Genomic DNA, 26,447 nt, shown 5'->3' with positions numbered 1-26,447 from the left:
CTTCGCAGCTGTTGTCGCACGTCCCGCGGCGGTGTTCGGAATGCGGGCGCCCTTGGCCGGAACTCGACCCTTGCCAGGGCGTGTTGTCCGTTCGGATAATCACAACGCGCTACGCGGGCTCATCCCCCACTGGGTCCCGGGCACCTCATGGTGTGGTGCCTTCCGCCGATGCCCCACCCCGGCGAAGGCTTCCGGATTTCCTGTTGGCATGGACCTGCTGTGCGTGTCAACCCCCCACGAAAGGAAGTCCGTTGCAGAACTTCATGAAGCAGGTGAAGCGCACCGCAGCCGCCGGTGCCATCGCCCTCAGCGCGTTCAGCCTCTTCCCCGGCACCGCCCTGGCGCAGGACGACGGCGGCAAGTCCGCGAAGGTCGTCGGCGGCACCAAGGCCGAGCAGGGCGAATTCCCGTTCATGGTCCGCCTGTCCATGGGCTGTGGCGGCGCACTCTACACCCAGGACATCGTGCTCACCGCCGCCCACTGCGTCGACGGCAGCGGCCCGAACACCGACATCACCGCCACCGCCGGCGTGGTGGACCTGGAGGACTCCAACGCCGTCACCGCCAAGTCCACCGAGGTCCTCCAGGCCCCCGGCTACAACGGCACCGGCAAGGACTGGGCGCTGATCAAGCTCGACAAGAAGATCGACCTGCCGACGCTGCCGATCGCCGAGTCGGACGCGTACAACAACGGCGACTTCTCCATCGCCGGCTGGGGCGCCGACAAGGAGGGCGGCGACCAGCAGCGCTACCTGCTCAAGGCCAGTGTGCCGTTCGTCGACGACGCCACCTGCAAGAGCGCCTACAGCAACCTGGTGGAGAAGGAGGAGCTCTGCGCCGGACTCCTCGACCAGGGCGGCGTGGACACCTGCCAGGGCGACTCCGGCGGCCCCATGTTCCGCAAGGACGACTCCGACAAGTGGATACAGGTCGGCATCGTCAGCTGGGGCGAGGGCTGCGCCCGTCCCGGCAAGCCCGGCGTCTACACCGAGGTGAGCACCTTCGCCGAGGACATCAAGAAGGCGGCGTCCGAGCTCGGCGCCTGAGCCGTCCGGCACGCCCGTCGCCCCCTTGAGTGACCGGCGCCGCCCCCGGACCGGGTTCCCTCCCGGCCGGGGGCGGCGCGCGTCATCCCCGAAAACGAAGCGCCGTCCAGCGCCGTCCGCCGGCAACAGCGCCCGCCGTTTCACCCCCGCCGGCGCCGCCGACTTCCGTTCGCCCACGGCGTGTTCGCGCCCCGCGCAACCACCTGGCCGCCGCCGCCCACCGGCCCTAGCGTCGCCGACATGGAGATCACCCACGTCACCGACACCGTCTGGATGCTGCGCTTCCCCGTGGGCCAGGCGTACGCCGTCCGGATCCCGGACGGCTTCGCGCTGGTGGACTGCGGATGGGCGGGCTACGAGAAGCCGATCCTGGACGCCCTCGCCGGACTCGGCGCGTCGGGCCCCACCGACCTGCGCGAGATCCTCATCACCCACTGCCACAAGGACCACTACGGTTCCGCCGCCGCCCTGGCCGCCGCCACCGGCGCCCGCATCCTCGCCGGCGCCGCCGACGCCCCCGTCATCAGCGGCGCGCAGCCGCTGCCGGACCCGGTGCTCGCCGACTGGGAGATCCCGCTCTACGAGGCCAACGCCCCGCAGGTGCCACCGGCCCCGGCCGTGCCGGTCGACCGGGAACTGTCCGACGGCGACACCCTCGACTGGGGCGAACCCGCCCGCATACTGCACGTACCCGGCCACACCCACGGCAGCGTGGCGCTCCATCTGCCCGACTCCGGCGTGCTGTTCACCGGCGACACCATCGCCAACGTGGGACAGTTGATGCCGGGCGTGTTCAACCTCGAACCCGCCCGCATGGCCGACGCCTTCCGCAAACAGGCCGCCCTGGACGTGGAGACCGCCTGCTTCGGCCACGGCGACCCGCTGACCACCGGCGCGGGCGCCGCCCTGCGCGCCGCCGCCCGGACGCTGACCTGAGCCGACGGGCGCTGACCTGAGCCGATGGACGCTGACCTGAGCCGGCGGACGCTGCCCCGAGCCCGTGACCGCACCCGCAGCCCGTAGACCGCACCCACAGCCCGTGACCGCACCCGCCCCACGAGTCCAACACCCCCCACGCTTTGTCCATGGGCTCAGGCGCCGTCCCGCCCCAGGGTGTGGAGGAAACCCAGGCGACGAGCCGGAGGAGCAGCGCGTTGACGAAGCACGGGGAGCGGGGCACGGGCCCCAGCCGCAGAACGGTCGTGGCCACCGGTGCGATGGCCGGAATCGGCACGGCACTGGGCCCCGGCGGCGGGTCGGCGCACGCCGCCCCCGGCGCCCGCACCGCCGACACCGTCATCCGGTCGCCGCGGCTGGAGGTCCGGGTCGGCACCGACTTCCCGCGCGTCATCTCCTACACCGACCGCGGCACCCGCGCCGTACTCCACGCCCAGACACGCCCCGTCGGCTCCGTCCTCATCGGCGACACCGAGCTGACCCCCCAGGTCACCAGCACCGCACACAGCGACCACATCACCTACACCCTCGCCTTCACCGGCGGCACCCGGATCGGCGTGGAGATCCGCGTACGGGACTGGCAGGTGCACTGGCGCGTCACCCACATCAGCGACACCGACGCTCTCCGCGTCGGCACCCTGCGCATCCCCGGCCTCGCCCTGCTCACCGTCCGCGCCGACCAGCCCGGCGCCGCCCTGCTGGCCGCCCGTATCGAACTGGACAAGGCCGCAAGCGGCGACACCCTCGTTAGGCCCGGCAACCCCGCGACCCCCGTGGACGCCGCACCCCTGGGCTGCGCGTACGCCGTCGCCGCCACCGACGCCCTGGCCGCCGCCGTCGAGACCAACACCGTCTGGGACAGACCCTCCACCGCCGCCGGGACCACCTGGGAGAACGGACGCCTGTGGCGGCAGACCGTCAGGTGCGACGACGGCCGGCTCGCCGTGCGCCTGGGCTGCGGCCAGTGGACGCACCGGGCCGCCACCGCCCCGAACGACGCCACCGAACCACTGCCGTACGCCACCGTGATCCTCACCCGCGACCGCAACGGCGACGGCACCATCGACTGGCAGGACGCCGCCATCGCGCTGCGCGACATCATGACCGAACCCCTGGGCGCCGACGAACAGCACCTGCGCGTCGTCCCCCACATCGCCTTCAACTTCGCCAGCCAGGCCACCAACCCGTTCCTCGCCACCCTCGACCACGTCAAGCGGATCTGCCTGGCCACCGACGGGCTGCGCCAGTACACGCTGCTCAAGGGCTACCAATCCGAAGGCCACGACTCCGCCCACCCCGACTACGCGGACAACTACAACAAGCGCGCCGGCGGCCTGGACGACCTCAACACCCTCCTCCGCGAAGGCAGCACATGGCACAGCGACTTCGGCGTCCACGTCAACGTCACCGAGTCCTACCCCGTCGCCCGCGCCTTCTCCGAGACCCTGGTGGACACCACCGACAAGCAATGGGACTGGCTCGACCAGTCCTACCGCATCGACCAGCGCCGCGACCTGGTCTCCGGCGACGTCATCCAACGCTTCCAGGACCTGCGCGACCAGACCGACCCCGCCCTCAACACGCTCTACATCGACGTCTTCCGCGAATCAGGCTGGACCTCCGACCGACTCCAGCGCGCCCTGCGCGACCAGGGCTGGCACATCACCACCGAATGGGGCCACGGACTGGAACGCTCCGCCCTGTGGTCCCACTGGGCCACCGAGACCGACTACGGCCCCGACACCTCACGCGGCATCAACTCCCGCCTGATCAGATTCCTGCGCAACCACCACAAGGACGTCTTCGCCGACAAGTGGCCCACCCTGCTCGGCATCCCGCGCACCGGCAGCTTCGAAGGCTGGACCGGCAAAACCGACTGGACCGCCTTCTACCGGCTGATCTGGACCGACAGCCTGCCCGCCAAATACCTCCAGGCGTACCCCATCCGCACCTGGCGCGACCACGAGATCACCTTCGAGGGCCCCACCGCGACCGCGGTCACCGACACCGGCGGCGTACGGCGCATCACCACCGACGGACGGCTCGTCTACGACGGCGGAACGTATCTGCTGCCCTGGGAGCCGCGCAAAGCCACCGACCCGGCCCGGCTCTACCACTACCACCCCGCCGGTGGCACCACCACCTGGCGGCTGCCCCGCGGCTGGACCGACCTGCGAACCGTCGTGCTGTACCGGCTCACCGACCAAGGACGCGCCGACGCCACCCAACTCCCCGTCCGCAACGGGAAGATCACCATCACCGCGCGGCCCGACCAGCCGTACGTGGTCCACAAGGCCCCCGCCCCCGCCCAGCCCGCACCCGACTGGGGCCAGGGCACCCCGGTCCACGACCCCGGATTCCACTCCGGCTCCCTGAACGGCTGGCACACCATCGGCCCGGCCGGCATCGAACGCAGCGACCTCGGCGACTACGAACTGATCCTCGGCCCCGGCCCGGCCGCCGCCGCCGGCCAGCGGCTGACCCGGCTCGCCCCCGGCGACTACGCCGCATCCGTCCAGGTCGAGGTCGGACAGCGCCCGGGGGAGCGGCGCCGCGCCGCACTCACCGTCCGCACGGCCGACGGCATCACCGCCGAGAACTGGACCGAGACCTCCACCGCCGCCAACCACATGGCCGCCGACCGCAAACACGGCACCCGCTTCCAGCGCATGTTCACCTACTTCACCGTCCCCGACGGCGGCGGGCCGGTCGACCTCACCCTCCACGCCGAGCCAGGAACGGCACGGGTACGGTTCGACAACGTACGCGTCGTCCCCACCACCCGCCGCCGCACGCCGGGCACACTGCTCCACGAGGACTTCGAACACGTCCCCCAAGGCTGGGGCCCCTTCGTCAAGGGCGACGCCGGCGGCACCACCGACCCGCGCACCCACATCGCCCAGCGGCACGCCCCGTACACCCAGGCCGGCTGGAACGGCAAGGCGATCGACGACGTCATCGACGGCGCCGAAGCGCTCAAGTCCCGCGGCGAGAACCCCGGACTCGTCTACCGCACCGTGCCGCACACCGTCCGCTTCCAGGCCGGGCACCGCTACCGGGTCACCTTCCGGTACGAGAACGAGACGGCCGGGCAGTACGCGTGGATCACCGCCGTCGACGAGCCCGCCCCCCGCGAACTGAGCCGCACCCCGCTGCCCGAGGCGACCGCCCCCGCCACCCACTCCTACGAGTTCACCGCCCCCGCCACCGGCGAAGCCTGGGTCGGTCTGAGGAAAACCGGCGACAACGGAACCTCGGAGTTGACCATGGACTCCTTCACGGTGGAGGACCTCGGCAGGACCGCACCTCCCCGCTGACCGCCGCCGCCCCCTTCTCGCACCACACCCCCCACAAGGGGGCGGCGGCACCGCCCCGTGACCGGCCCCGCACAGCGCCTCCCGCCGATCCCTATCCGCCCTCTGGCGGAGCGCCCGTTCATCGACAACGATCGGGCGTGTTCGGACGGAGGGAGCCCGTGTACCACACCTGGATGCGGTACTTCACGCCCAGCCCGGCCCACCACCGGCTCGGCCTGGTCTGCCTCGGCGTCGGCCTCCAGCACGGCGCCCTGCCCGAAGTCGGCCCGCGCACCCTCGACCACCACGTGGCCGTCGTCATCAGCGCCGGCCGCGGCTGGTACCAGAGCACCGACGGCCGCCGCCACACCATCACCGCACCCGCCCTGATCTGGCTCACCCCCGGCACACCGCACCACTACGCCCCCGACCCCGGCTGGGACGAAAGCTTCGTCGACTTCACCGGACCGGCCACCACCACCTACACCGAACTCGGCTACATCGACCCCGACCGGCCCGTCGTACCGCTCACCGACACCGCCACCGCGCGCGCCGCCATCGGCCGGATCGTCCGCGCCGCCCGGCCGGGCAACCCGTTCCTGGAGGTCGAGGCCGCCGCCGCCGTCCACGAACTCCTCGTCGCGCTGCGCCGCGCCCGCGCCGACACCGGCGGCGACGGCCACCCCGTCCTCCAGGCCCTGGCCCGCGACGCCTGCCGCCCGCTGTCCGTCGCCGAACACGCCGCCCGGCACGGGATGACCCCCGCCGAACTACGCGCCGCCGTACGCCGCGGCGCCGGCTGCAGCCCCAAGGACTACCTGCTCGCCATCAGGCTCGGCCGCGCCAAGGAACTCCTCGTCGGCACCGAACTCCCGGTCGCCGCCGTCGCCCGCCGCGTCGGCTACGACGACCCCGCCTACTTCAGCAGACTGTTCACCCGCCGCGTCGGCACCTCACCCGTCCGCTTCCGCCAGCAGCAGGGCCGCACCGTCCCCGGCGGCTGGAGCGACCGCGTACCCGAGCCCGACCGGCCGCCCACCATCGCGCCCGGCTCCCCCGTCGAGGGCCACGCCACATAAGGTCTGCTCATGACGAACCGCGAACCCGCCGACAACGACGCATCCGGCGCCATCGACGAGTCCGTACGAGCCGAGCTGAGCCGGCTGCGCGAGAGCATCGACAACATCGACGCCGCCGTGGTCCACATGCTCGCCGAGCGCTTCAAATGCACCCAGCAGGTCGGCCACCTCAAGGCCGCCCACCGGCTGCCGCCCGCCGACCCCTCCCGCGAAGCCCGCCAGATCGCCCGGCTGCGGCACCTCGCGGAAAGCGCCAACCTCGACCCCGCCTTCGCCGAGAAGCTGCTCAACTTCATCATCGCCGAGGTCATCCGCCACCACGAGCGGATCGCCGAAGCCGCCCCGACCCCGGACGACACCCCCGCGGCCACCCCGCTCGAGTGATCCTCCACGCCTGCACGGCCCGCCGCACAGTCCCTCCCGCTAGGAAGGTGCCAGCCCCAGAAGGAGGACTGGCATGGCACACATCGGCACCCGTACCCGTATCCGTACTCGCACCCGTACCCATACGCGTATCCGGACTCGCACCCGTACGCGGCTCCGCGTCCGCACCGCGATCACGGCCTGCGCGGCGACGGCCGCGGCCCTGCTGACCACACCCGCCACCCCGGCGACAGCGACGTCGGGAGACACCGTCACCACCACCCTGCACCAGGCCGTCGCCGACCTGCCCATCGCCGCCGAGGACCGCACCGGCTACCGCCGCGACCTCTTCCCGCACTGGACCGACGAGGACCAGGACGGCTGCGACACCCGGGACGAGGTGCTGCTGGAGGAGGCCGTCTCCCCACCGGAGACCGACTCCCGCTGCACCCTCGTCGGCGGCGCCTGGCACTCGTACTACGACAAGACCGACCACACCACCGCGCGCTCCCTCGGCATCGACCACATGGTTCCCCTCGCCGAGGCCTGGGACTCCGGCGCCTCGACCTGGTCCGAGGACGACCGCCGCGCCTACGCCAACGACCAGGACGACCCCCGGTCCCTGGCCGCCATCACCGCCGCCGAGATCCGCGCCAAGGGCGACCAGGACCCCGCCCAATGGGAGCCCTCCGACGACAGCGCCGACTGCCGCTACACCGCCGAGTGGCTCGTGGTCAAGGGACGCTGGCGGCTGACCGCCGACCGCGCCGAAGCCGCCGCCCTCGAACAACTGACAGGGGAGTGCGAAAACGAGAGGATCACCTACACCCGCGCCCGCTGACCGGACCGCACCCCGCCGCCCGCCCGCTGGGCAGCACCCCGGCGCCCGCTGACCGGATCGCACCCGCGCTATGCCCGATTCCCGAAAGAGAGCCGCTTCAGCTCAGCGCGGACCTCGTCCCTCACCGCTGCGCCACCGCACGCCGTACGGCAGCATGTCCCCATGTCCGTACTGAGGCGCGACGAAGCGCAGACCCGAGCCCGCCTGATCGACACCCACCGCTACCACATCGACCTCGATCTCACGCGCGGAGAGGAGCTGTTCGGCTCCACCACCACCATCCGCTTCAGCGCGCGCGAGGCGGACACCGACACCTTCGTCGAACTCAGGCCCGCGACCCTGCACCGCGCCACCCTCGACGGCCACGACCTCGACCCCGCCGCATTCACGGACAACCGGCTCGCCCTCACCGGTCTCACCGCGGGCGAGCACGAACTACGCGTCGAAACCGACATGCGCTACTCGCACACCGGCGAGGGCATGCACCGCTTCACCGACCCCGCCGACGGCGAGACATACCTGTACACCATGTGCTGCATGGCCGACGCCGACCAGGTGTTCGCCGCCTTCGACCAACCCGACCTCAAGGCCGTCTTCGAGGTCACCGTCACCGCCCCACCCGAATGGACCGTCCTCGGCAACGGCATCGCGCAACGCGTCGACGACCCCGCCGACGGCCGCTGGCAGCTCGCCCCCACCCCGCCCATCAGCACCTACCTGATGGCGCTCGCCGCCGGCCCGTACCACTCCGTACACACCGAACACCGCGGACTGCCCCTCGGACTCCACGTCCGCCGCTCCCTGGCCCCCCACCTCGACACGGACGCCGACGAACTCTTCGACATCACCAAACGCTGCTTCGACCGCTACCACGAGATCTTCGACGAGCCCTACCCCTTCGACTCCTACGACCAGGCCTTCGTCCCCGAGTTCAACTCCGGCGCCATGGAGAACCCCGGCCTCGTCACCTTCCGCGACGAATACATCTACCGCTCCGCCGTCACCGACGCCCAGCGCCAGACCCGCGCCATGGTCATCGCCCACGAGATGGCCCACATGTGGTTCGGCGACCTCGTCACCATGCGCTGGTGGGACGACATCTGGCTGAACGAGTCCTTCGCCGAGTACATGGGCTTCCAGATCCTCACCGAAGCCACCCGCTACACCGGCACCTGGGCCGACTTCGGCGTCCGCCGCAAGAGCTGGGGCTACGACGCCGACCAGCGGCCCTCCACCCACCCCGTCGCCCCCGCCCCCGATGGCGTCCCCGACACCGCCTCCGCCCGCCTCAACTTCGACGGCATCTCCTACGCCAAGGGCGCCTCCGCCCTCCGCCAACTCGTCGCCTGGCTCGGCGAGAAGGACTTCCTCGCCGGCATCAACGACCACTTCACCCGGCACCGGTTCGGCAACGCCACCCTCGCCGACTTCATCGACTCCCTCGCCCGCGCCTCCGGCCGCGACGTCCACGCCTGGGCCGACCGCTGGCTGCGCACCACCGGCGTCGACACCCTCACACCCGAGATCACCACCGACGGCGACCGCTGGACCGCCCGCATCCACCACCACGGCAGCGGCGACGGCACCCGCCCCCACCGCATCTCCATCGGCCTGTACGACCAGCGGCCCGCCGCCCCCCACCAGCTCACACCACGCAAGCGCATCGAGGCCGACCTCGACGGCAGCGGCCAGAGCCTCACCCTGACCTTCACCGGACACCGCCCCGACCTGCTCCTCCTCAACGACGCCGACCTCAGCTACGCCAAGATCCGCCTCGACCCCGGCTCCTGGGACACCGTCGAACGCTCCCTGTCCGGCCTCCCCGACCCCCTCACCCGCGCCGTGATCTGGAACGCCGCCCGCGACATGGTGCGCGACGGCGCACTCGACCCCGCCACCTACCTCGACACCGTCCGCACCCACCTGCCGCACGAGACCGACACCGCGATCGTCGAAGGCGTCCTCGGCTTCGCCCGGCTCCACATCGCCGACCTCCACCTCCCCGCCGAACAACGCCCCGCGGCCCTGAACACCCTGCTCGCCACCTGCCGGGACCTGCTGCGCCGCACCGAGGACGGCTCGGGCCCCGGACTGCGGCTGGCCGCCGTACGGACCTACGCCGACTGCGCCACCGGCACCGCAGAACTCACCGACTGGCTCGCCGACGGCACCGTACCCGGCGGCCCCGCGCTCGACCCGGAACTGCGCTGGCGCTTCCTGCTCCGGCTCGCCGTACTCGGCGCAGCCACCCCCGCCGACATCGAAGCCGAACTCGCCCGCGACCCCAGCGCCACCGGCGCCGAAGGCGCCGCCCGCTGCCGCGCCGCGCTGCCCGACCCCGCGGCCAAGGAAGCCGCCTGGGCCGCCCTGTTCGAGCGGGACGACCTGTCGAACTACCTGGTCACCGCCACCGCCGACGGCTTCTGGCAGCCCGAGCAGCACGACCTCCTCCGCGGCTACCTACCCCGGTACTTCCCCGCCGCCGTCGCCCTCGCCGACCGCCGCGGCCCCGCCATCGCCGAGGCCGTCGGCCGATACGGCTTCCCCACGGGCGCCGACCCCGAGACACTGCGGCTCGGCGAGGAGTGCCTGCGCGACACCGACCTCCTGCCCGCCCTCCGCCGCCGCCTCGCCGACCAACTGGACGACGTACGACGCGCCCTACGCGCCCGCGAAGCGACCACCGCAACCCCATCCGGGACACCCTGAGCACCGGAGACCGCACGACCCGTCCCGAACACGACGAGGCGGCCCCCGGGACAGCCTGAGAACGGGGGAGCGCACGGCCCGCCCCCACACGGCGACGCACCCCGGGGCAGACCGAGCACGGGACCCGCGCGCCGCGGCCCGAACACGCTGAGGCGGCCCCGGCAGAACACCGGGGCCGCCTCAGCGGTTTCACACACGGCGGCGACGAGCCGCCGACGTCACCTGCGCTCGCGCGCGAACTCGTCCAGCGACTCACCGACGATCTTGCCCGCGAGCTGCGTCGCGAGCGCGTCGATCTCCTGGTTCAGCGACGCCTCCGCCAGGGCCCGGTCCGCGTCCAGCTGCGTACGCGCCGCCGCGACCATCTCCTCACGCTGCCGCTGCCCCTCGGCGCGCAGCTCGGCCAGCAGCACCGCGCCCTGCTCCGCCGACTCCTGACGCAGCCGCGCCGCCTCGTGCCGGGCCTCGGCCAGCAGCCGCTGGTACTCCTCGTGCAGACGCTCGGCCTCCGCGCGCGTCTCCCCGGCCCGATCCGCGACCCCCTCGATCGCGTCCTCGCGCTCCCGCAGCACCTTCGCGATACGCGGCAGGAGGACCCCCGCGAGCAGAGCGAAGACCAGTGAGAACGAGACGAACGCGACCACCAGGTCCGGCCATTCGGGCTGAAGCGGGCCAATATCCAAGGACAGTTCCATGCACATCAGGGTACGGGGCCAAAGCGACCACACCGACGCCAGGGAGCCAAGCGGCCGTACCACGTAAGGGTGGACTCCAGCCGACAGCAGGCCCTGGGCGCTCATCCGACAAGTAGCTTAGGTCGGCCCTCCCGTACCGACCTCGACCCGAGGGGCACACCCATGCCTGTGCCCGCATCCGGGACCGCCCACCTCCTCGCCGGAGGCACCGACGGCCCGCGCGCGCTCCGCCCGATGCTCGACATCGTCCTCGACGCCCTCGCCACCGGCGCCACCGACCGGGCAGGCCCGCTGCCGCCCGGCGGACCCGGCGCCGTCAGCCGCCGCGTCCGCGCCGCAGCCGAACCCGTCCTCCCCACCACCGGCACCGGCGCCCGCGACGCCCTGCACACCCTCGTCCGCACCCTGACCGCGGGCGCCGCCGACCCCGCGGAACCGCACTGCACCGCCCACCTGCACTGCCCCCCGCTCGCTGTGGCCACCGCCGCCGACCTCGCAGCCAGCGCCCTGAACCCCTCCCTCGACTCCTGGGACCAGGCACCCGCGGCCGCCGAACTCGAAGCCCTCACCTGCCGCGCCCTGGCCGCCCTCGTCCACCCGGGCGCCGCCGACCCCGACGCCCTGGTCACCACCGGCGGCACCGAGTCCAACCAGCTCGCCGTGCTCCTCGCCCGCGAAGCCGCCGCCGGCCCCCTGCACATCGTCTGCGGCGCCAACGCCCACCACAGCATCCACCGCGCCGCCTGGCTCCTGGGCCTCCCCGCCCCCCTCACCCTCCCCACCCCCGCCGGACTCCTCGACCCCCACCGCCTGCACACCGCACTCAGCGCAACGCCCGACACCCCCACCCTCGTCGTCGCCACCGCAGGCACCACCGACACCGGCGCCATCGACCCCCTCCCGGAACTCGCCGACATCTGCGCCGCACACGCGACCGACCTGCACGTCGACGCCTCCTACGGCGGCCCGCTGCTGTTCAGCGACACCCACCGAACCCGCGTCGCAGGCCTGGACCGGGCCCGCACCGTCACCCTCGACCTCCACAAACTCGGCTGGCAGCCCGTCGCCGCAGGACTCCTCACCGTCCCCGACACCACCCAACTCGCCCCCCTCGCCCACCAGGCCGACTACCTCAACGCCGACGACGACACCGACGCCGGATACCCCGACCTCCTCGGCCGCTCCCTACGCACCACCCGACGCCCCGACATCCTCAAGATCGCCGTCACCCTGCGCGCACTCGGCCGCACCGGACTCGGCGCCCTCGTCGACCAGGTCTGCGCCACCGCCCACCACCTGGCCGACCTCATCGAAGCCCGCCCCGGCCTCGAACTCCAGGCCCGCCCCACCATCAGCACCGTCCTGTTCCGCCCCACCGGAGCGGACGACACCACCGTCGCCGACATCCGCCGCACCCTGCTGCACCACGGCCACGCCGTCCTCGGCCGCGCCACCACCAGCGAAGGACTCTGGCTCAAAGCCACCCTCCTCAACCCCCACACCCGCCCCGGCGACCTGCACACCCTGTTAGACCTCGTGGAAGGCAGTACGGCCCGATGACACCCGATCCCACCCCCAACCCCGACCAGCCGCTCGACCTCGCGGGCATCGGAATCGGCCCCTTCAACCTCTCCCTCGCCGCCCTCGCCCACGGCATCCCCGGCCTGCGCACCGCCTTCTACGAACAGCGCCCCGCCTTCCACTGGCACCCCGGACTGATGATCGAAGGCACCACCCTCCAAGTCCCCTTCCTCGCCGACCTGGTCACCCTCGCCGACCCCACCAGCCCCTGGTCCTTCCTCAACTACCTCAAAGCCCGCGACCGGCTCTTCCCCTTCTACTTCACCGAGCGATTCCACCTCCACCGCGCCGAATACGACGCCTACTGCCGCTGGGTCAGCGAACAACTCCCCGACCTGCACTTCAGCCACCAGATCGACGGCGTCCGCTGGAACCCCGAACGCGCCCTGTTCGAAATCGACTACACCCAGCTCGCCACCACCGGCGAAACCCACACCCTCGGCCGCACCTACGCCCGCCACCTCGTCCTCGGCGTCGGCACCGCCCCCCACATCCCGGCCCCGCTGCGCCCCCTCGCCCACACCCCGACGTACCGCTGTGGCACTCCGCCGACTACCTCGACCACCGACCGCAGTTGCTCGCCGCCGGACACGTCACCGTCGTGGGCTCCGGCCAGTCGGGCGCGGAGGTCTTCCTCGACTTGCTGCGCAACCGGCCGCACGGCGCGGAGAGACTGCACTGGCTGGCCCGCACCCCCGCCTTCGCCCCCATGGAGTACAGCAAACTCGGGCTCGAACAGTTCACCCCCGACTACGCCCGCTACTTCCACGCCCTGCCCGAACCGGTCCGCGACCAACTCCTGCCCGGTCAGTGGCAGCTGTACAAGGGCATCGACCACGAGACCATCGCCGCCATCCACGACGAGCTGTACCGGCGCACCCTGCACGGCGGCTGGCCCGACGCCGTACTCACCCCCGGTGTCACCGTGCGCACCGCCGGCCGCGTCGCCGCCACCCGCGTCGAACTCCACCTGGAACACACCCAGCAAGGCACCCGCAGCCGACTGACCACCGACGCCGTGGTACTGGCCACCGGCTACCGCGAGCGCAGCGTCGACACCCTGCTCGCCGCCCTCGCCCCCTACATCCGGCGCGACGCCGCCGAACGACCGCGCATCGACGAGCACCACCGGCTCATCCTCGACCCCAGCGTCACCGGCTCGGTCTACGTACAGAACGCCGAGCGCCACACCCACGGCGTGGGCGCCCCCGACCTGGGGTTGGCCGCATGGCGCAGCGCCGTCATCCTCAACTCACTCACGGGCACGACGACGTTCCCGCTTCCGGCGCGGACCGCGTTCACGACCTTCGGACTCGACCCGCGGCCGGGGCCGGGGAAGCTCCCCGATCAGCGAGACCGTCTGGCGCGTATGCGGACATGACCACACCGCTATCCCGCCCTTGACCTCGGGCTGGAGCGGATGCGAGTCGGGGTGGGTGGGGCACTCGGGCCATACGGCGGGCTTGAGCGCCGCGCACAGTGCCTCCACCGCCCAGTCCTGTATCTGGTCGGCGATGTGCGCGATGCGCTCGGCGTGGTTCCGGCCCAGCCACAGCCCGATGCCCGTGCCGCTGCCGTCCCGTTCGTAGAGCACGATGTGCTCCTCACCGTGGTACACCTCTTCGGTGACCTTCGGTTGAACGGCACACGTAGCGGACAGGTCCCGCAGCACGGGTTTCAGCGCGGTGGTGAGCTCTTCGTTCATGCCGCCAGTGTGCCGAACCCGGCAGGGACCCGCCCGCCGTTATCCACAGGGGTGGGTCGATTATCAGAAGATCGGCGCGCCGTCCCGCGTCAGCTTCCAGTCCACCGACGCGAACGCCGCCACGTCGATCGTCCCCTTCGCCTTCACCCACCCGATGATCGTGTTGCGGATCTCGTCCGAGTTGGCCCACACCTGCTTGGCCGCCGCCACATGCGGGAAGTTGCCGCCGCCACTCGCCCGGTAGTTGTTCACCGCCAGCACGAACCGCGCATCCGGGTCCACCGGCTTCCCGCCGAAGGACAGCTTCGTGATCCGCGCCCCCGGCTCCTTGGCGACGTCGATCTCATACGCCAGACCGCTCACCACGTCGTAGTTGTAGTCCGGAATGGTGTCCGCGTTCGTCAGCTTCGCCGGATCGACCTCCCCGCCCGCCGGAGTCCGCACGTAGTACCGCGCCGAGAACTCCAGATAGTCCTTCAACTGCGCGCCGGTCAGCACCCGCGCCTCCAGCGTGTTCTCGAACGGATACAGCCCCGCCACCTCCCGGATCGTCACCTCGCCCGCCGGGACCGCCGCCGTACGCGAGAAACACGACGCCTGAGAGAGCACCGGCAGTGCCGCGTACTCCGTCCCCGCCAGCGCCCCCTTCACCGTCTCCGCCTGGACGTGGTTGATGAAGTCGATGATCGCGGAGTCCTTGTACGGCGCCTCGGCGGCCGCCATCGCCGCCGTGGAGGTGCCAATGACCTGGTTGACGTACTCCACGACCTTCTTGTGCTCATCCCCGAGCAGCCCGACGATCTCCGGGTCCTCCGGGACCTCATTGGAGTTCAGCACCTTCGCCGACACCGACTCCACACTCCAGCGGCCCTTGGCCCAGACCAGCTCGAAGTCGAACAGCGTCAGCCGCTGCCCCCACTTCAGCGGCTCCGACAGCACGACCTGCTTGCCGGTCTCCTTGTTCGTCACCCGGTACTCGGGGATCTCCGTGTGCGCGTGCCCCACCAGAATCGCGTCGATGCCCGGCACCTGCTCGGCGACCAGAGCCGCCGCGTTCTCGATGTACGGAAGCTGATCACCGTAAGAAGACGTGCCGCTGCTGCCCGAGTGCGCGGACACGATCACCACGTCCGCCCCCATCGACCGCAACTTCGGCACCCACTTCGCGGCCTGCTCCTCCAGCCCGGGGAACGTCATCTTCCCCTGCACATGGGCCTTGTCCCAGATCGCGATGCCCGGGTTCGTCAACCCCAGCACAGCCACCTTCACCTCCCGGCCGCACGGGGTGCGCAGCCGCGTCATCCAGTACGGCGGGAAGGCGGGACGAAGCGTCTTCGCGTCCAGCGCGTTGGCACCCAGAAGCGGAAAGTCGCACTGCTCCTGGAACTTCCGCAGCACCGGGATGCCGTAGTTGAACTCGTGGTTGCCCAGCGCCGCCGCGTCATACCCGATCGCGTTCATCGCCTGGGCCATCGGATGCACCGGGCCGTCCTCGCCCGTGATCGGGTCCACCTTGGCGTAGTAGTACGACAGCTGGGTGCCCTGGATCGTGTCGCCCGCGTCGATGAGGAGGGTGTGACACCGTCCCTTCTCCCGCCGCACCCGCTCCACCAGCGTCGAGATCTTCGCCAGCCCCACATCGTTGTGGGCCTTGTCGTCGAACTCCTTGTCGGTGAAGTAGTCCCAGTTGAACACGTTTCCGTGCAGATCCGTGGTGCCCATCACGGTGAAGGAGTACCGCTTTCGGTCCGGGCGACCGGGCCCGTGTGCCTCGGCGGGCGCGGCCGCCGCCCCCGCCAGCGCAACACCCGCACCAGTGGCGGCGGAACGACCCAGGAACGTCCTTCGATCAAGCGGCATTCGATTCTCCCCTGAAATTGGTCACAACGCGCGTAGATTCTGACTCAAGAGTGACGAACACCAACAGTCCCGAAAGGTTTCGATCAGGTTGCTACGCGGTCATGCTGAAACGATGACCCACCACGTGCTCCGCGTCGCCGCCTACGCCGTCTGCATCCGCGACGGAAAAGTCCTCCTCGCCCGCTGGATCGGCCCCGACGGCAAGCGATGGACCATGCCCGGCGGCGGCATCGAGCACGGCGAAGACCCCTACGACGCGGCCATACGCGAAGCAGCAGAAGAAACCGGCTACACCATCACCATCGACCGACTCCTCGGCATGGACTCCACCCGCCGCAACTACGCACGCCGCGGCCGCGGCCGCACCGACTTCCACGGACTCCGCATCATCTACGCCGCCCACGTCACCGGCGGCGAACTCCGCCACGAAACCAACGGCTCCACCGACCGCGCCGAATGGATCGACCTCGACCGCATCCCCGCACTACCCCGCGTCGGCCTCGTCGACATCGCCCTCGCACTGCACACCGAACGCCCACCACACGGCCGCACCACCCCATGAACCCCCACGACACCACCACCCGAACCAGGAGCCGCCACCCCATGCACCAGCAACCCCACCCCACCGACACCCCCACCCACCAGCCCTACGGCACCCCCGACACCCCCCACCTCACCGTCCGCGGCGAAGCACGCCTCGAAGTCGACCCCGACATCGCCCGCCTCAGGATCACCGTCACCGCCCGCGGCACCGACCGCCGCACCACCCTCGAAGACCTCACCCGCCGCAACCAGCACACCCTCGAACTCCTCAAGTCCTACGGCCAAGCCATAGAAAAACTCGCGACCAGCGGCTTCACCCTCACCCCACAACTCACCCAAAAAGGCCGCAACGAACGCATACGCGCCTACCACGGCACCGTCCACACCACCGCCGTCGTCACCGACTTCACCATCCTCGGCGAACTCACCACCCGCCTCGCCGACCAGGACCTCACCCACGTCGACGGCCCCTGGTGGGCACTGCGCGCCACATCCCCCGCCCACCGCGAAGTCCGCCAGAAAGCAGTACGAGAAGCCGTCCGGCGCGCCCGCGAATACGCCGAAGCACTCGACGCCCGCCTCGTCGCCCTGACCGAACTCACCGACAACCAAGCGGACACCCCCACCGGCTTCGGGCGACCAGGCGGAGCACGCATGCGCGGCCCCGCAGGCGGAGCAGCCCCCGACACCCCACCCGCCCTCGACCTCGAACCCCAGCGCCAAACCGTGCACGCCCACGTCAACGCCCGCTTCACGATCACCCGCCCCGAACTGTGAGACAGCCACCCACCGGCCCACCGACCCACCCCCACCGCTCATCAGAGCGCCACCGTGCACGTTTCAGAAGTTGTCAATAACCCTTCACCCAAAGGCCGTTGGGCAGTAGGACGTATACCGTTCTCTACCAGTCGGTAAGTCATAGGCTCGAAACATGCGCCGAGCAAAAATCGTCTGCACCCTAGGACCAGCGACAGACTCGTACGAGCAGATCAAGGCACTCGTCGAAGCAGGAATGGACGTCGCCCGCTTCAACCTCAGCCACGGCACCTACGCCGAACACGAGGAACGCTACCGCCGGGTGCGCAAAGCCTCCCACGAGACCGGCCGCAGCGTCGGAGTCCTCGCAGACCTTCAAGGCCCGAAGATCCGCCTCGGCCGATTCCGCGAAGGCCCCGTACTCCTTGAACGCGGCGACGAGTTCACCATCACCGTCGAAAAGATCGAAGGCGACCGCCACCGCTGCGGCACCACCTACACCGGCCTCGCCGCCGACGTCAGCAAAGGCGAACGCATCCTCGTCGACGACGGCCGCGTCACCCTCGAAGTCGTCACCGTCGACGGCCCCCGCGTCAACACCATCGTCATCGAAGGCGGGATGATCTCCGACCACAAGGGACTCAACCTCCCCGGCGTCGCCGTCTCCGTCCCCGCCCTCTCCGACAAAGACGTCGAAGACCTGCGCTGGGCGCTGCGCACCGGAGCCGACATCATCGCCCTGTCCTTCGTACGCAACGCCGACGACGTCATCGACGTCCACCGCATCATGGCCGAAGAAGAACGCCGGCTCCCCGTCATCGCCAAGATCGAGAAGCCCCAGGCCGTCGAGAACCTCGACGGCATCGTCGACGCCTTCGACGGCATCATGGTCGCCCGCGGCGACCTCGGCGTCGAAATGCCACTCGAACAGGTCCCGATCGTCCAGAAACGCGCCATCAAACTGGCCAAGCGCAACGCCAAACCGGTCATCGTCGCCACCCAGATGCTCGACTCCATGGTCGACAACTCCCGCCCCACCCGCGCAGAAGCCTCCGACGTCGCCAACGCCGTCATCGACGGCACCGACGCCGTCATGCTCTCCGGCGAGACCAGCGTCGGCAAATACCCCGTCGAAACGGTCAAAACCATGGGCCGCATCGTCGCCGCCGCCGAACAGGACATCCTCGCCAAGGGCCTGCCCCCCCTCACCGAACGCAGCAAACCCCGCACCCAGGGCGGCGCCGTCGCCCGCGCAGCAGCCGAAATGGGCGACTTCCTCGGCGCGAAATTCCTGGTCGCCTTCACCCAGAGCGGAGACACCGTCCGCCGCCTGTCCCGCTACCGCTCACCCATCCCCCTCCTCGCCTTCACTCCCGAACCGGCCACCCGCTCCCAGCTCAACCTCACCTGGGGCGTGGAAACCTTCCTCGGACCGAAGGTCGACACAACGGACGAGATGGTCAAACAGGTAGACGAGGAACTCCTCCGTATCGGCCGCTGCCGCGAAGGCGACGCCGTGATCATCACGGCAGGCTCCCCGCCCGGCGTCTCCGGCTCCACCAACCTCGTCCGCGTCCACCGCATCGGCGAGGCCCTCGCACCCCGATAGCCTCCGCGCCTCTTTCGAGCCCCCGCTCCGTTCAGCGGGGGCTTAGTGCGTGCGGGATCAGTGCTTGGGCCCGATGTGCGCGTCCATCAGCGCGACGGAGGCGCGCCGCGCCACGGAGACGTTGAACGGATCCTTGCCGCGCCGGGTGACCGTCCACTCGACGCCGGCCTTGTCGAGGGTGTCGGAGAAGAGCTTCAGGATGTCCTCGGACTTGTTGGTGAAGAAGTACCGGGGGTACTCGTAGCGCTTGCGCGCGCCGCCGACGAGGCGGGTGGTCCAGTTGGTGATGCGACATCCGTCGGAGTGGACGAGCCCGCGTATGAACTCCCACGGGTGAGCGTCGACGATCTGCTGCTGCCAGGGTTCGAGGGCGATGCGGCGCTCGTGCTTCTTGCCCGGCCCATGTTGCGGGAACATGCACGTCCAGTGCCTGGTGAAGGATTTCACTTCGGCGCACCCGTCCCGAGGAGGTAGGCATACGCCTCGCGGTCGACGCTACGGCCTGTGCGCTGGGGGCAGTCGGTCGGATGGGTGAACGCTTCGCCCCGGCGTCTCCGGTCTTCGTAACGCCACCACCCGACGGTGCCTCGTGGCACACCCAGTTGCTCTGCCACGGAGCGGTTGGTTATGCCTTGGCGCATCAGCATGACCGCGCGGTTGCGCGTTTCAAGGTCGTACATATTCGCGAGCTTGGCTGGATCTTGGCCGTCGCGGGCGGATTCGAAGGTCCGTTCACCGTACCGAGTGAAGATCGCCAACCCGATGCGGACCTTGGAAATGAAGGGAAAAGTACCCCGGGTGGGATTCGAACCCACGCTGGATGGTGTTTGAGACCATTGCCTCTACCGCTGGGCTACCGGGGCTTCCTTCGAAATGAAGGTTAGCGGAGAATCGCCGTGCATCAAACATACAGGACCTAGGTAGGCTCATGGTGCCCCACCTGCCCAGAAGCGAGGAGCACAGTGAGCACCACTGACGCCCCCGACGCGCAGCCGCACGTCCCCCCGTACACCACCCGCGTCGTCATCGCCGAGGACGAGGCGCTCATCCGTCTCGACCTGAAAGAGATGCTCGAAGAAGAGGGGTACTCCGTCGTCGGTGAGGCGGGCGACGGTGAGACGGCCGTCGCGCTCGCCCAGGAGCACCGGCCCGATCTGGTGATCCTCGATGTGAAGATGCCGGTCCTCGATGGGATCTCCGCGGCCGAGCGGATCGCCGCGGACAGCATCGCGCCCGTTCTGATGCTGACCGCCTTCTCGCAGCGCGAGCTCGTGGAGCGGGCGCGGGATGCCGGTGCGATGGCGTATCTGGTGAAGCCGTTCAGTAAGAGTGACGTGGTTCCGGCGATCGAGATGGCCGTGTCGCGGTTCGCGGAGCTCAAGGCGCTGGAGAAGGAGGTCTCGGACCTCTCGCAGCGGCTGGAGACGCGGAAGCTCGTCGACCGCGCCAAGAGCATTCTGCAGACGCAGTACGGGCTGACGGAGCCGGCCGCGTTCCGTTGGATCCAGAAGACGTCGATGGATCGCCGGCTGTCGATGCAGCAGGTGGCAGAGGCTGTGATCGAGGACGCGGAGGAGAAGAAGGCCGCGAAGGAGCAGTAGGCGGCCGGGAGGTGCCTACAGTACGTAGGCGAAGCGCCGGGGGCCCGCACCACCAGACCGGTGGTGCGGGCCCCCGCGCGTGTGGGGCGCCCGGAGGCGCAGGGCGGTTCAGTCCTCGCCCAGGTATGCCTTTCGTACGGACTCGTCGTGCAGCAGTGACTCGCCCGAGCCCGACAGCACGATGTTGCCGATCTCCATGACATGGCCCTGGTCCGCCAGGGACAGCGCGGCCTGCGCGTTCTGTTCCACCAGCAGGATCGTGGTGCCCTGCTCCTTGAGTTCGCTGATGGTCGCCATGATCTTCTGCATCATGATCGGCGAGAGGCCCATCGACGGTTCGTCCAGCATCAGCAGCTTGGGGCGTGACATCAGGGCGCGGCCCATGGCGAGCATCTGCTGTTCGCCGCCGGAGAGGGTGCCGGCGGCTTGGTTCCGTCGTTCGCCGAGGATGGGGAAGAGCTCGTAGGCGCGCTCGGTGTCCTTGGCGATGCCGGCGGCGTCTTTGCGGAGGAAGGCGCCGAGCTGGAGGTTTTCGGCGATGGTGAGCCGGGGGAAGATGTGGCGGCCTTCGGGGGAGTGGGCGAGGCCCAGTGCGACGATCTTGTGTGCGGGGACTCCGGTCAGCGGTTTGCCGTCGAAGAGGATGCGGCCGCTGAGGGGCTTGAGGAGTCCTGAGAGGGTGCGCAGTGTGGTGGTCTTGCCGGCGCCGTTGGTTCCGATGAGGGTGACGACTTGGCCGGTTTCGACGCTGAATGAGATGCCTTTGACGGCTTCGATCTTGCCGTAGGCGACCCGGAGGTCCTCGACCTCAAGGAGTGCGGTCACTGTGGGTCCTCCGTGCGTGCGGTGGTGCTCTGCTGCGCTTCGGCGGCTTCCGCGGTTTCGGCGGTTTCGGCCGCTTGGGCTTCGGCGGCTTCGACTTCTGCTGCTTCGGCCGCGCCGGGTGCGCCTTCGAAGGGGGTGCCGAGGTAGGCGGCGATGACGCGTTCGTCGCCTTGGACGACGGCGGGTGTGCCTTCGATGAGCTTTTCGCCTTGGACGAGGCAGGCGACGCGGTCGCAGAGGTTGAAGATGAAGCGCATGTCGTGCTCGATGACGAGGACGGCGATGCCCTTGTCCCGGATGGCGAAGATGAGTTCTTCGGCGGCCCGGGTCTCTTGCGGGTTCATGCCGGCGGTTGGTTCGTCGAGGAGCAGTAGGCCGGGGTCGCTGGCGAGGGCGCGGGCGATTTCCAGTTTCCGCTGTTCGCCGTAGGGGAGGTTGCGGGAGAGGTGGTCGGCCTTGTGGGCGAGGCCGGTGAACTCCAGCAGTTCCATGGCGCGTTCGGTGGAGGCCGCTTCGGCCCGCTTGAATCCGGGGCCGCGGAGGAGGGCGGACCACAGTCCTTCTCTGGTGCGGGTGTGCCGTCCGACGAGCACGTTTTCCAGGACGGTCATGTTGGCGAAGAGCCGGATGTTCTGGAAGGTGCGGGCGATGCCGGCCTGGGTGACCAGGTGGGGTTTGGGTGGCAGGACGGTGCCGCGGTAGTTGACGGTGCCTTCGGTGGGAACATACAGCCCGGTGAGGCAGTTGAAGAAGGTGGTCTTGCCGGCGCCGTTGGGGCCGATGAGGCCGACGATCTCGCCGGGGTGGACGGTGAGGTCGACGGAGCGTACGGCGGTGAGTCCGCCGAAGCGCATGGTGACGCCGGTGGCGTTGAGGACGGGGGTGGTGTCCTTGGTGGTGGTCTCGGGCGCTGTGTGGGTCATGTCGGTCACGCCTCCGCCTTGGTGACGCCGACGGCTGCGTCGTCCAGGCCCTTGGTGGGCACGTCGAGCTGGTCGGTTTCGTGGTATTCGAGTTGCTGCCGCCGGTTGGGGATGAGCCCTTCGGGGCGGAAGCGCATGAGCAGGATGAGCGCGATGCCGAAGGCGAGCAGCTGGTAGTCCTGGAGGAAGGTGAGCTTCTCGGGGATGAGGAAGAGGAGTGCCGCACCCATGAGGGGGCCGCTGATGGTGCCCATGCCGCCGAGGATGACGGCGGCGAGGAGGAAGGCGGAGTTGGGCGCGACGGGTCCGGTGAATACGTACTGCTCGGGCACGACGGTGGCCTGGGTGTGTGCCCATACGGTGCCGGCGACGCCGGCGAGGGTGGCGCCGAGGGCGAAGGCGATGAGCTTGAGGCGGAAGCCGTTGATGCCCATGGCGGTGGCGGCGGTCTCGTCTTCGCGGATGGCGACCCAGGCGCGGCCGATGCGGGAGTTTCCGGCCCGGCTGAAGACCATGACGACGAGGACGGTGAACAGCAGCATCAGCAGGTAGTAGTTGGCGAACGTGCCGAGTTCGAAGCCGCCGATGGTGTGGGTCTCGCCGAAGTCGTATCCGAAGATGACGAGGTCGGGGATGTTGGGGATGCCGTTGGGGCCGTTGGTGAGGCTGGGGCCGGAGTTGCCGTCGAGGTTGTTGACGACGATGCGGAAGATCTCTCCGAAGCCGAGGGTGACGATGGCGAGGTAGTCGCCGCGCAGCCGCAGGGTGGGTGCGCCGATGACGACGCCGAAGATGAGGGCTGCGAGGGCTCCGGCGATGACGGCGGCCCAGAAGGGGAACTCGACGCCCAGGGTGGAGGCGGTGGAGCCGGACACCAGGGCGGCGGTGTAGGCGCCGACGCCGAGGAAGGCGACGTAGCCGAGGTCGAGCAGTCCGGCGAGGCCGACGACGACGTTGAGGCCGAGGGCGACGGTCGCGAAGATCAGGATGCTGACGCCGAGCTGGAGGTACTGGTCGTCGGACTGGGTGAAGGGGAAGGCGGCGGCGGCTGCGAAGGCCGCGGCTGCGGTGGCGGCCCGGTTGGTGTGGGTGAGGGCGGAGAGGCGGGCGACGAGGCCTGCCTTGTGCAGGGCCGCGGTGCCGAATCCGACGGTGATGAGGTAGCCGATGAATTCCTGGCTCTCCTCGTCGTCGATGTCGATGCCGTAGGTGATCACCTGGAGGGCGAGTGCGAAGGCGACGACGATGAGGAGGATTTCCAGCCAGGGGCTGAGCTTCTGGGGGCGCTTGGCCAGGCGGGTGTCGTCGGGGATGAGGAAGGAGGCCGCGGCGGGGATGGCGGAGGCGGCGGCCGCGATGTAGCCGCCTGGTTCGAGGTTGACCAGTCCGCCGAGGTCGACGGAGATGGCGATGACGGTGAACCAGGTGGTGGCGAAGGCGCCGAGGGCGGCGAGCCGGATGGCCTGGGTGGCGCCGGTGGGTACCAGCCAGCGCAGGCCCTTGAGGTCGTAGGAGGCCAGGGTCAGGAGGGTGGTGGCCAGTCCTGCGATGAGGGTGAAGATCTGGAGGCCGCCGGGGTAGCCGTTGATGGTGAGGTTGCCGGGGAAGGCGGCGGTCCAGGTCCAGGCGAGCATGGTGCTGCCTGCGGTGGCCAGTCCGCCGGCGGCGGTGAGGAGGCGCCCGAGGTTGGTGCGGGGGGCCGGGGTGGTCTTGGCCGGGGTGGTGGTGTCGGTGCTCATGTGTGTGACTCCCTCACGCCCGGTCCGCTACGCGTTCGCCGAGCAGGCCTTGCGGCCTGAGCAGCAGGACGGCGATGAGCAGGGTGAACGCCCATACGTCCTTCCAGGCGCCGCCGCCGAGCTGTTCCATGCCCGGGATGTGCTCGATGTACTGGATGGCCAGGGCTTCGACGAGGCCGAGGACGACGCCGCCGAGCATGGCTCCGTAGATGTTGCCGATGCCGCCGAGGACGGCCGCGGTGAAGGCCTTGAGGCCGGCGATGAAGCCCATCTCGAAGTTGATCTGGCCGTACTTGAGGCCGTGGGCGGTGGCCGCGACGGCGGCGAAGGCGCCGCCGATGGCGAAGGCCATCACGATGATGCGGTCGGTGTCGATGCCCATGAGCTTGGCCGTGTCGGGGTCCTGCGCGGTGGCTTGCATGGCGCGGCCGGAGCGGCTCTTGGAGACGAACAGGCCGAGGGCCATCATGCAGGCGGGGGCGGCGAGGAGCAGGAAGAGGTCGGCCCGCTGGATGTGCAGGTTGTCGAGGAGTTCGAAGGACTTGCCCTCGAACTGCGGGAAGGACCGGGGGTTCTTGGCGTCGGGGTAGAACGCCCAGATCAGCTGCTGGAGGGTGATGGACAGGCCGATCGCGGTGATCAGTGGGGCCAGCCGTGGTGCGTTGCGCAGGGGGCGGTAGGCGAAGCGTTCGGCGGCGGTGGCGACGGCTACCGAGGCGACGACGCCGCCGATGAGCATCAGGGGTATCGCCAGGGTGAGCGCGGTGCCGCTGGGGAGCCAGAGGAAGATGGTGAGGGCGCCGAAGCCCCCGATCATGAAGATCTCGCCGTGGGCGAAGTTGATGAGCTGGACGATGCCGTAGACCATGGTGTACCCGATGGCGATCAAGCCGTAGAGGGCGCCGAGGGTCAGGCCGTCGATCAGCGTTTGCGGCAGTTCGTGCACCGCAGGGCCTCCGATGAGCGTGTCGGATATGAGGCCGCGCGAGGGCGCTGGTGAGCACCCTCGCGCGGATTCGATCAAGTGGTGCGGGGTGGGGTCGGGGTCAGTCCTTGAAGGTGTCGCTCTTGACCGAGATCCACTTGCCGTCCTTGACCTGGTAGACGGTGAGCTGCTTGTTGGTGGTGTCGCCGTACTCGTCGAAGGAGACCTGGCCGGTCACGCCGTCGAAGGAAACCTTGTTGAGTGCTTCGGTGACCTTGGCGCGGGCGTCGTCGGGCAGCTTGCCGTCGTTGTCCTCGACGACGGTCTTGACGGCCTGGATGATCGCCCAGGCGGCGTCGTAGGAGTAGCCGCCGTAGGCCGCGTAGGGGTCCTTGTAGCCCTGGGCGTCGTAGTTCTTGATGAATTCCTTGGCGGAGGGCAGCTTTTCGACGGGGTAGCCGACGGAGGTGGAGAGGTCGCCGTCGTTGCTCTCGCTGGACGCCTTGATGAAGGCGGGGTCGTAGAGGCCGTCGCCGCCCATGGTCGGGACGTCGGCGCCGGCCTTCTTGATCTGGTCGGAGAGCAGACCGCCCTCGGGGTACTGGCCGCCGAAGTAGACCGAGTCGGCGCCGGAGGAGTTGACCTTGCTGGCGATGCCGGAGAAGTCGGTCTCCTTGACGGTCAGGTGGTCGGTGCCGACGACCTTGCCGCCGAGCCGCTTGAACTCCTGGGCGAAGATCGAGGCCAGGCCGGAGCCGTAGGCCTGCTTGTCGTCGATGACGAAGACCTTCCGCTTCTTGGCGTCCTTGTAGTAGTACTGCGCGGCGAAGCGGCCCTGGATGATGTCGGTGGTGGCGGTGCGGAAGTAGGTGGGGAACTGCCGCTTCTTGTCGCCTCTGGTCCAGCCGGGGCCCTGGGTGAGGTCCGGGGTGGTGTTGGCGGGGGAGACCTGGGCGAGGTCCGCCTTGGCGAAGACGCCCTGCATGGACTGGGAGACGCCGGAGTTCAGCGGGCCGACGACACCGAGGACGTCGTCGTTGCCGACGAGCTTGGTGGCGTTCTGCTGGCCGGAGGCGGGGACGGCCTTGTCGTCGTAGGACTCGACCTTGAAGGTGACGCCGTCGACTTCGTTGTTCTTGTTGGCGATCTTCGCCGCGAGGTCGACGGAGTTCTTGATTCCCTGGCCGAGTGCGGAGAGCGAGCCGGTCAGCGGGGCGTCGACGCCGATGACCACGGTTGTCTTGCCGCCGTCATCGGCGTTCTTGCCTTCGTCCCGCGAGCCACATGCGGACAGTCCGAGAGCTCCGGCGGTGACCGCGGAGGTGAGTATGAGCAAGGAACGGTGTCGCACGGGTGAGTCCTTTCCCTGGCGCGGCTCCTCTGTAGAGGTGCCG

20 protein-coding genes, 1 tRNA gene and 2 pseudogenes are annotated in these 26,447 nt (G+C 69.8%); 13 read left to right on the top strand and 10 right to left on the bottom strand.

Annotated elements, in window-relative coordinates; translation table 11 throughout:
• Positions 1 to 251 precede the first annotated feature (251 nt).
• The 7 genes from Q3Y56_RS07530 (at position 252) to pepN (ending at position 10,291) form a co-directional block, all read left to right on the top strand.
• Entirely contained in the window at positions 252 to 1,046 is a 795-nt protein-coding gene (locus tag Q3Y56_RS07530) for a trypsin-like serine protease (RefSeq protein ID WP_304461175.1), read from the top strand.
• A gap of 240 nt (positions 1,047 to 1,286) precedes the next feature.
• Positions 1,287 to 1,982: an MBL fold metallo-hydrolase gene (locus Q3Y56_RS07525; RefSeq protein ID WP_304461174.1), complete on the top strand. Its 696-nt coding sequence runs from the start codon at positions 1,287 to 1,289 to the stop codon at positions 1,980 to 1,982.
• Positions 1,983 to 2,263: 281 nt separating this feature from the next.
• A complete protein-coding gene (locus tag Q3Y56_RS07520) occupies positions 2,264 to 5,320 on the top strand; it encodes an endo-alpha-N-acetylgalactosaminidase family protein (protein WP_304465505.1) in 3,057 nt (1,018 codons plus the stop codon).
• Positions 5,321 to 5,478: 158 nt separating this feature from the next.
• Positions 5,479 to 6,378 carry an AraC family transcriptional regulator gene (locus Q3Y56_RS07515; protein ID WP_304461173.1) on the top strand — a complete coding sequence of 300 codons (900 nt, stop codon included), beginning with the start codon at positions 5,479 to 5,481 and terminating at the stop codon, positions 6,376 to 6,378.
• 9 nt (positions 6,379 to 6,387) lie between these two features.
• Positions 6,388 to 6,762, top strand: a complete 375-nt coding sequence (locus tag Q3Y56_RS07510) for a chorismate mutase (protein ID WP_304461172.1) — start codon at positions 6,388 to 6,390, stop codon at positions 6,760 to 6,762.
• A 73-nt stretch (positions 6,763 to 6,835) separates the two neighbouring features.
• The gene (locus Q3Y56_RS07505) at positions 6,836 to 7,582 is read left to right on the top strand and encodes an HNH endonuclease family protein (protein ID WP_304461171.1); all 747 of its coding nucleotides are present in this window, start codon (positions 6,836 to 6,838) and stop codon (positions 7,580 to 7,582) included.
• Between the two features lie 162 nt (positions 7,583 to 7,744).
• Positions 7,745 to 10,291 carry an aminopeptidase N gene (gene pepN / locus Q3Y56_RS07500; protein WP_304461170.1) on the top strand — a complete coding sequence of 849 codons (2,547 nt, stop codon included), beginning with the start codon at positions 7,745 to 7,747 and terminating at the stop codon, positions 10,289 to 10,291.
• Positions 10,292 to 10,509: 218 nt separating this feature from the next.
• On the opposite strand, the gene Q3Y56_RS07495 is transcribed toward pepN, so the two are convergent.
• On the bottom strand, positions 10,510 to 10,986 hold the full coding sequence (locus tag Q3Y56_RS07495; RefSeq protein WP_304461169.1) for a hypothetical protein: 477 nt from the start codon (positions 10,984 to 10,986) through the stop codon (positions 10,510 to 10,512).
• A 162-nt stretch (positions 10,987 to 11,148) separates the two neighbouring features.
• On the opposite strand from Q3Y56_RS07495, the gene Q3Y56_RS07490 reads away from it, so the two are divergent.
• Together Q3Y56_RS07490 and Q3Y56_RS07485 are read left to right on the top strand one after the other, a co-directional pair.
• On the top strand, positions 11,149 to 12,546 hold the full coding sequence (locus tag Q3Y56_RS07490) for an aminotransferase class V-fold PLP-dependent enzyme (RefSeq protein ID WP_304461168.1): 1,398 nt from the start codon (positions 11,149 to 11,151) through the stop codon (positions 12,544 to 12,546).
• Positions 12,543 to 13,885 (top strand): annotated as a pseudogene (locus Q3Y56_RS07485) (lysine N(6)-hydroxylase/L-ornithine N(5)-oxygenase family protein); the annotation flags it as partial. The gene Q3Y56_RS07490 and the pseudogene Q3Y56_RS07485, both read left to right, overlap by 4 nt.
• Here Q3Y56_RS07485 and Q3Y56_RS07480 read toward each other — a convergent pair.
• Positions 13,820 to 14,272 (bottom strand): hypothetical protein, encoded by a 453-nt coding sequence (locus Q3Y56_RS07480; RefSeq protein WP_304461167.1) that lies wholly within the window; start codon positions 14,270 to 14,272, stop codon positions 13,820 to 13,822. The pseudogene Q3Y56_RS07485 and the gene Q3Y56_RS07480 sit on opposite strands and share 66 nt — an antisense overlap.
• Before the next feature lie 63 nt (positions 14,273 to 14,335).
• Positions 14,336 to 16,132: a bifunctional UDP-sugar hydrolase/5'-nucleotidase gene (locus Q3Y56_RS07475; RefSeq protein WP_304461166.1), complete on the bottom strand. Its 1,797-nt coding sequence runs from the start codon at positions 16,130 to 16,132 to the stop codon at positions 14,336 to 14,338.
• 112 nt (positions 16,133 to 16,244) lie between these two features.
• On the opposite strand from Q3Y56_RS07475, the gene Q3Y56_RS07470 reads away from it, so the two are divergent.
• The 3 genes from Q3Y56_RS07470 (at position 16,245) to pyk (ending at position 19,040) form a co-directional block, all read left to right on the top strand.
• The gene (locus Q3Y56_RS07470) at positions 16,245 to 16,694 is read left to right on the top strand and encodes an NUDIX hydrolase (protein ID WP_304461165.1); all 450 of its coding nucleotides are present in this window, start codon (positions 16,245 to 16,247) and stop codon (positions 16,692 to 16,694) included.
• A 41-nt stretch (positions 16,695 to 16,735) separates the two neighbouring features.
• Entirely contained in the window at positions 16,736 to 17,452 is a 717-nt protein-coding gene (locus Q3Y56_RS07465) for an SIMPL domain-containing protein (RefSeq protein ID WP_304461164.1), read from the top strand.
• 154 nt (positions 17,453 to 17,606) lie between these two features.
• Complete coding sequence (gene pyk / locus Q3Y56_RS07460; RefSeq protein WP_304461163.1) at positions 17,607 to 19,040, top strand: pyruvate kinase; 1,434 nt, start codon at positions 17,607 to 17,609, stop codon at positions 19,038 to 19,040.
• A gap of 57 nt (positions 19,041 to 19,097) precedes the next feature.
• Here the strand turns inward: pyk and Q3Y56_RS07455 are convergent.
• Both Q3Y56_RS07455 and Q3Y56_RS07450 read right to left on the bottom strand, forming a co-directional pair.
• Positions 19,098 to 19,720: pseudogene (locus tag Q3Y56_RS07455) on the bottom strand (helix-turn-helix domain-containing protein).
• Positions 19,721 to 19,830: 110 nt separating this feature from the next.
• Positions 19,831 to 19,903 (bottom strand) — tRNA-Leu (locus tag Q3Y56_RS07450).
• A gap of 99 nt (positions 19,904 to 20,002) precedes the next feature.
• Here Q3Y56_RS07450 and Q3Y56_RS07445 point away from each other — a divergent pair.
• Complete coding sequence (locus Q3Y56_RS07445) at positions 20,003 to 20,641, top strand: ANTAR domain-containing response regulator (RefSeq protein WP_304461162.1); 639 nt, start codon at positions 20,003 to 20,005, stop codon at positions 20,639 to 20,641.
• Between the two features lie 108 nt (positions 20,642 to 20,749).
• Here the strand turns inward: Q3Y56_RS07445 and Q3Y56_RS07440 are convergent, their stop codons facing one another.
• From Q3Y56_RS07440 to Q3Y56_RS07420, 5 genes are all read right to left on the bottom strand, one after another.
• Positions 20,750 to 21,466, bottom strand: a complete 717-nt coding sequence (locus tag Q3Y56_RS07440; protein ID WP_304461161.1) for an ABC transporter ATP-binding protein — start codon at positions 21,464 to 21,466, stop codon at positions 20,750 to 20,752.
• Positions 21,463 to 22,389 carry an ABC transporter ATP-binding protein gene (locus Q3Y56_RS07435; protein ID WP_304461160.1) on the bottom strand — a complete coding sequence of 309 codons (927 nt, stop codon included), beginning with the start codon at positions 22,387 to 22,389 and terminating at the stop codon, positions 21,463 to 21,465. Before Q3Y56_RS07435 ends, Q3Y56_RS07440 begins: the two co-directional genes overlap by 4 nt.
• A gap of 5 nt (positions 22,390 to 22,394) precedes the next feature.
• The gene (locus tag Q3Y56_RS07430; protein ID WP_304461159.1) at positions 22,395 to 24,128 is read right to left on the bottom strand and encodes a branched-chain amino acid ABC transporter permease; all 1,734 of its coding nucleotides are present in this window, start codon (positions 24,126 to 24,128) and stop codon (positions 22,395 to 22,397) included.
• Between the two features lie 13 nt (positions 24,129 to 24,141).
• Positions 24,142 to 25,074 carry a branched-chain amino acid ABC transporter permease gene (locus Q3Y56_RS07425; protein WP_304461158.1) on the bottom strand — a complete coding sequence of 311 codons (933 nt, stop codon included), beginning with the start codon at positions 25,072 to 25,074 and terminating at the stop codon, positions 24,142 to 24,144.
• 100 nt (positions 25,075 to 25,174) lie between these two features.
• Entirely contained in the window at positions 25,175 to 26,404 is a 1,230-nt protein-coding gene (locus Q3Y56_RS07420; protein ID WP_304461157.1) for a branched-chain amino acid ABC transporter substrate-binding protein, read from the bottom strand.
• Positions 26,405 to 26,447: the final 43 nt, after the last annotated feature.

Origin of the sequence: Streptomyces sp. XD-27, assembly GCF_030553055.1 — a bacterium.
Lineage (GTDB): Bacteria > Actinomycetota > Actinomycetes > Streptomycetales > Streptomycetaceae > Streptomyces.
Note: the sequence above shows the minus strand (reverse complement) of the source record. Positions and strands in the feature narration are given on the sequence as shown.

What these genes read in the sequence shown, in the direction of transcription:
- Q3Y56_RS07525 (WP_304461174.1), top strand. Translation starts at nt 1,287, where the DNA reads ATGGAGATCACCCACGTCACCGACACCGTCTGGATGCTGCGCTTCCCC.
- Q3Y56_RS07520 (WP_304465505.1), top strand. Translation starts at nt 2,264, where the DNA reads ATGGCCGGAATCGGCACGGCACTGGGCCCCGGCGGCGGGTCGGCGCAC.
- Q3Y56_RS07510 (WP_304461172.1), top strand. Translation starts at nt 6,388, where the DNA reads ATGACGAACCGCGAACCCGCCGACAACGACGCATCCGGCGCCATCGAC.
- Q3Y56_RS07505 (WP_304461171.1), top strand. Translation starts at nt 6,836, where the DNA reads ATGGCACACATCGGCACCCGTACCCGTATCCGTACTCGCACCCGTACC.
- pepN (WP_304461170.1), top strand. Translation starts at nt 7,745, where the DNA reads ATGTCCGTACTGAGGCGCGACGAAGCGCAGACCCGAGCCCGCCTGATC.
- Q3Y56_RS07495 (WP_304461169.1), bottom strand. Translation starts at nt 10,986, where the DNA reads ATGGAACTGTCCTTGGATATTGGCCCGCTTCAGCCCGAATGGCCGGAC.
- Q3Y56_RS07490 (WP_304461168.1), top strand. Translation starts at nt 11,149, where the DNA reads ATGCCTGTGCCCGCATCCGGGACCGCCCACCTCCTCGCCGGAGGCACC.
- Q3Y56_RS07480 (WP_304461167.1), bottom strand. Translation starts at nt 14,272, where the DNA reads ATGAACGAAGAGCTCACCACCGCGCTGAAACCCGTGCTGCGGGACCTG.
- Q3Y56_RS07475 (WP_304461166.1), bottom strand. Translation starts at nt 16,132, where the DNA reads ATGCCGCTTGATCGAAGGACGTTCCTGGGTCGTTCCGCCGCCACTGGT.
- Q3Y56_RS07470 (WP_304461165.1), top strand. Translation starts at nt 16,245, where the DNA reads ATGACCCACCACGTGCTCCGCGTCGCCGCCTACGCCGTCTGCATCCGC.
- Q3Y56_RS07465 (WP_304461164.1), top strand. Translation starts at nt 16,736, where the DNA reads ATGCACCAGCAACCCCACCCCACCGACACCCCCACCCACCAGCCCTAC.
- pyk (WP_304461163.1), top strand. Translation starts at nt 17,607, where the DNA reads ATGCGCCGAGCAAAAATCGTCTGCACCCTAGGACCAGCGACAGACTCG.
- Q3Y56_RS07435 (WP_304461160.1), bottom strand. Translation starts at nt 22,389, where the DNA reads ATGACCCACACAGCGCCCGAGACCACCACCAAGGACACCACCCCCGTC.
- Q3Y56_RS07430 (WP_304461159.1), bottom strand. Translation starts at nt 24,128, where the DNA reads ATGAGCACCGACACCACCACCCCGGCCAAGACCACCCCGGCCCCCCGC.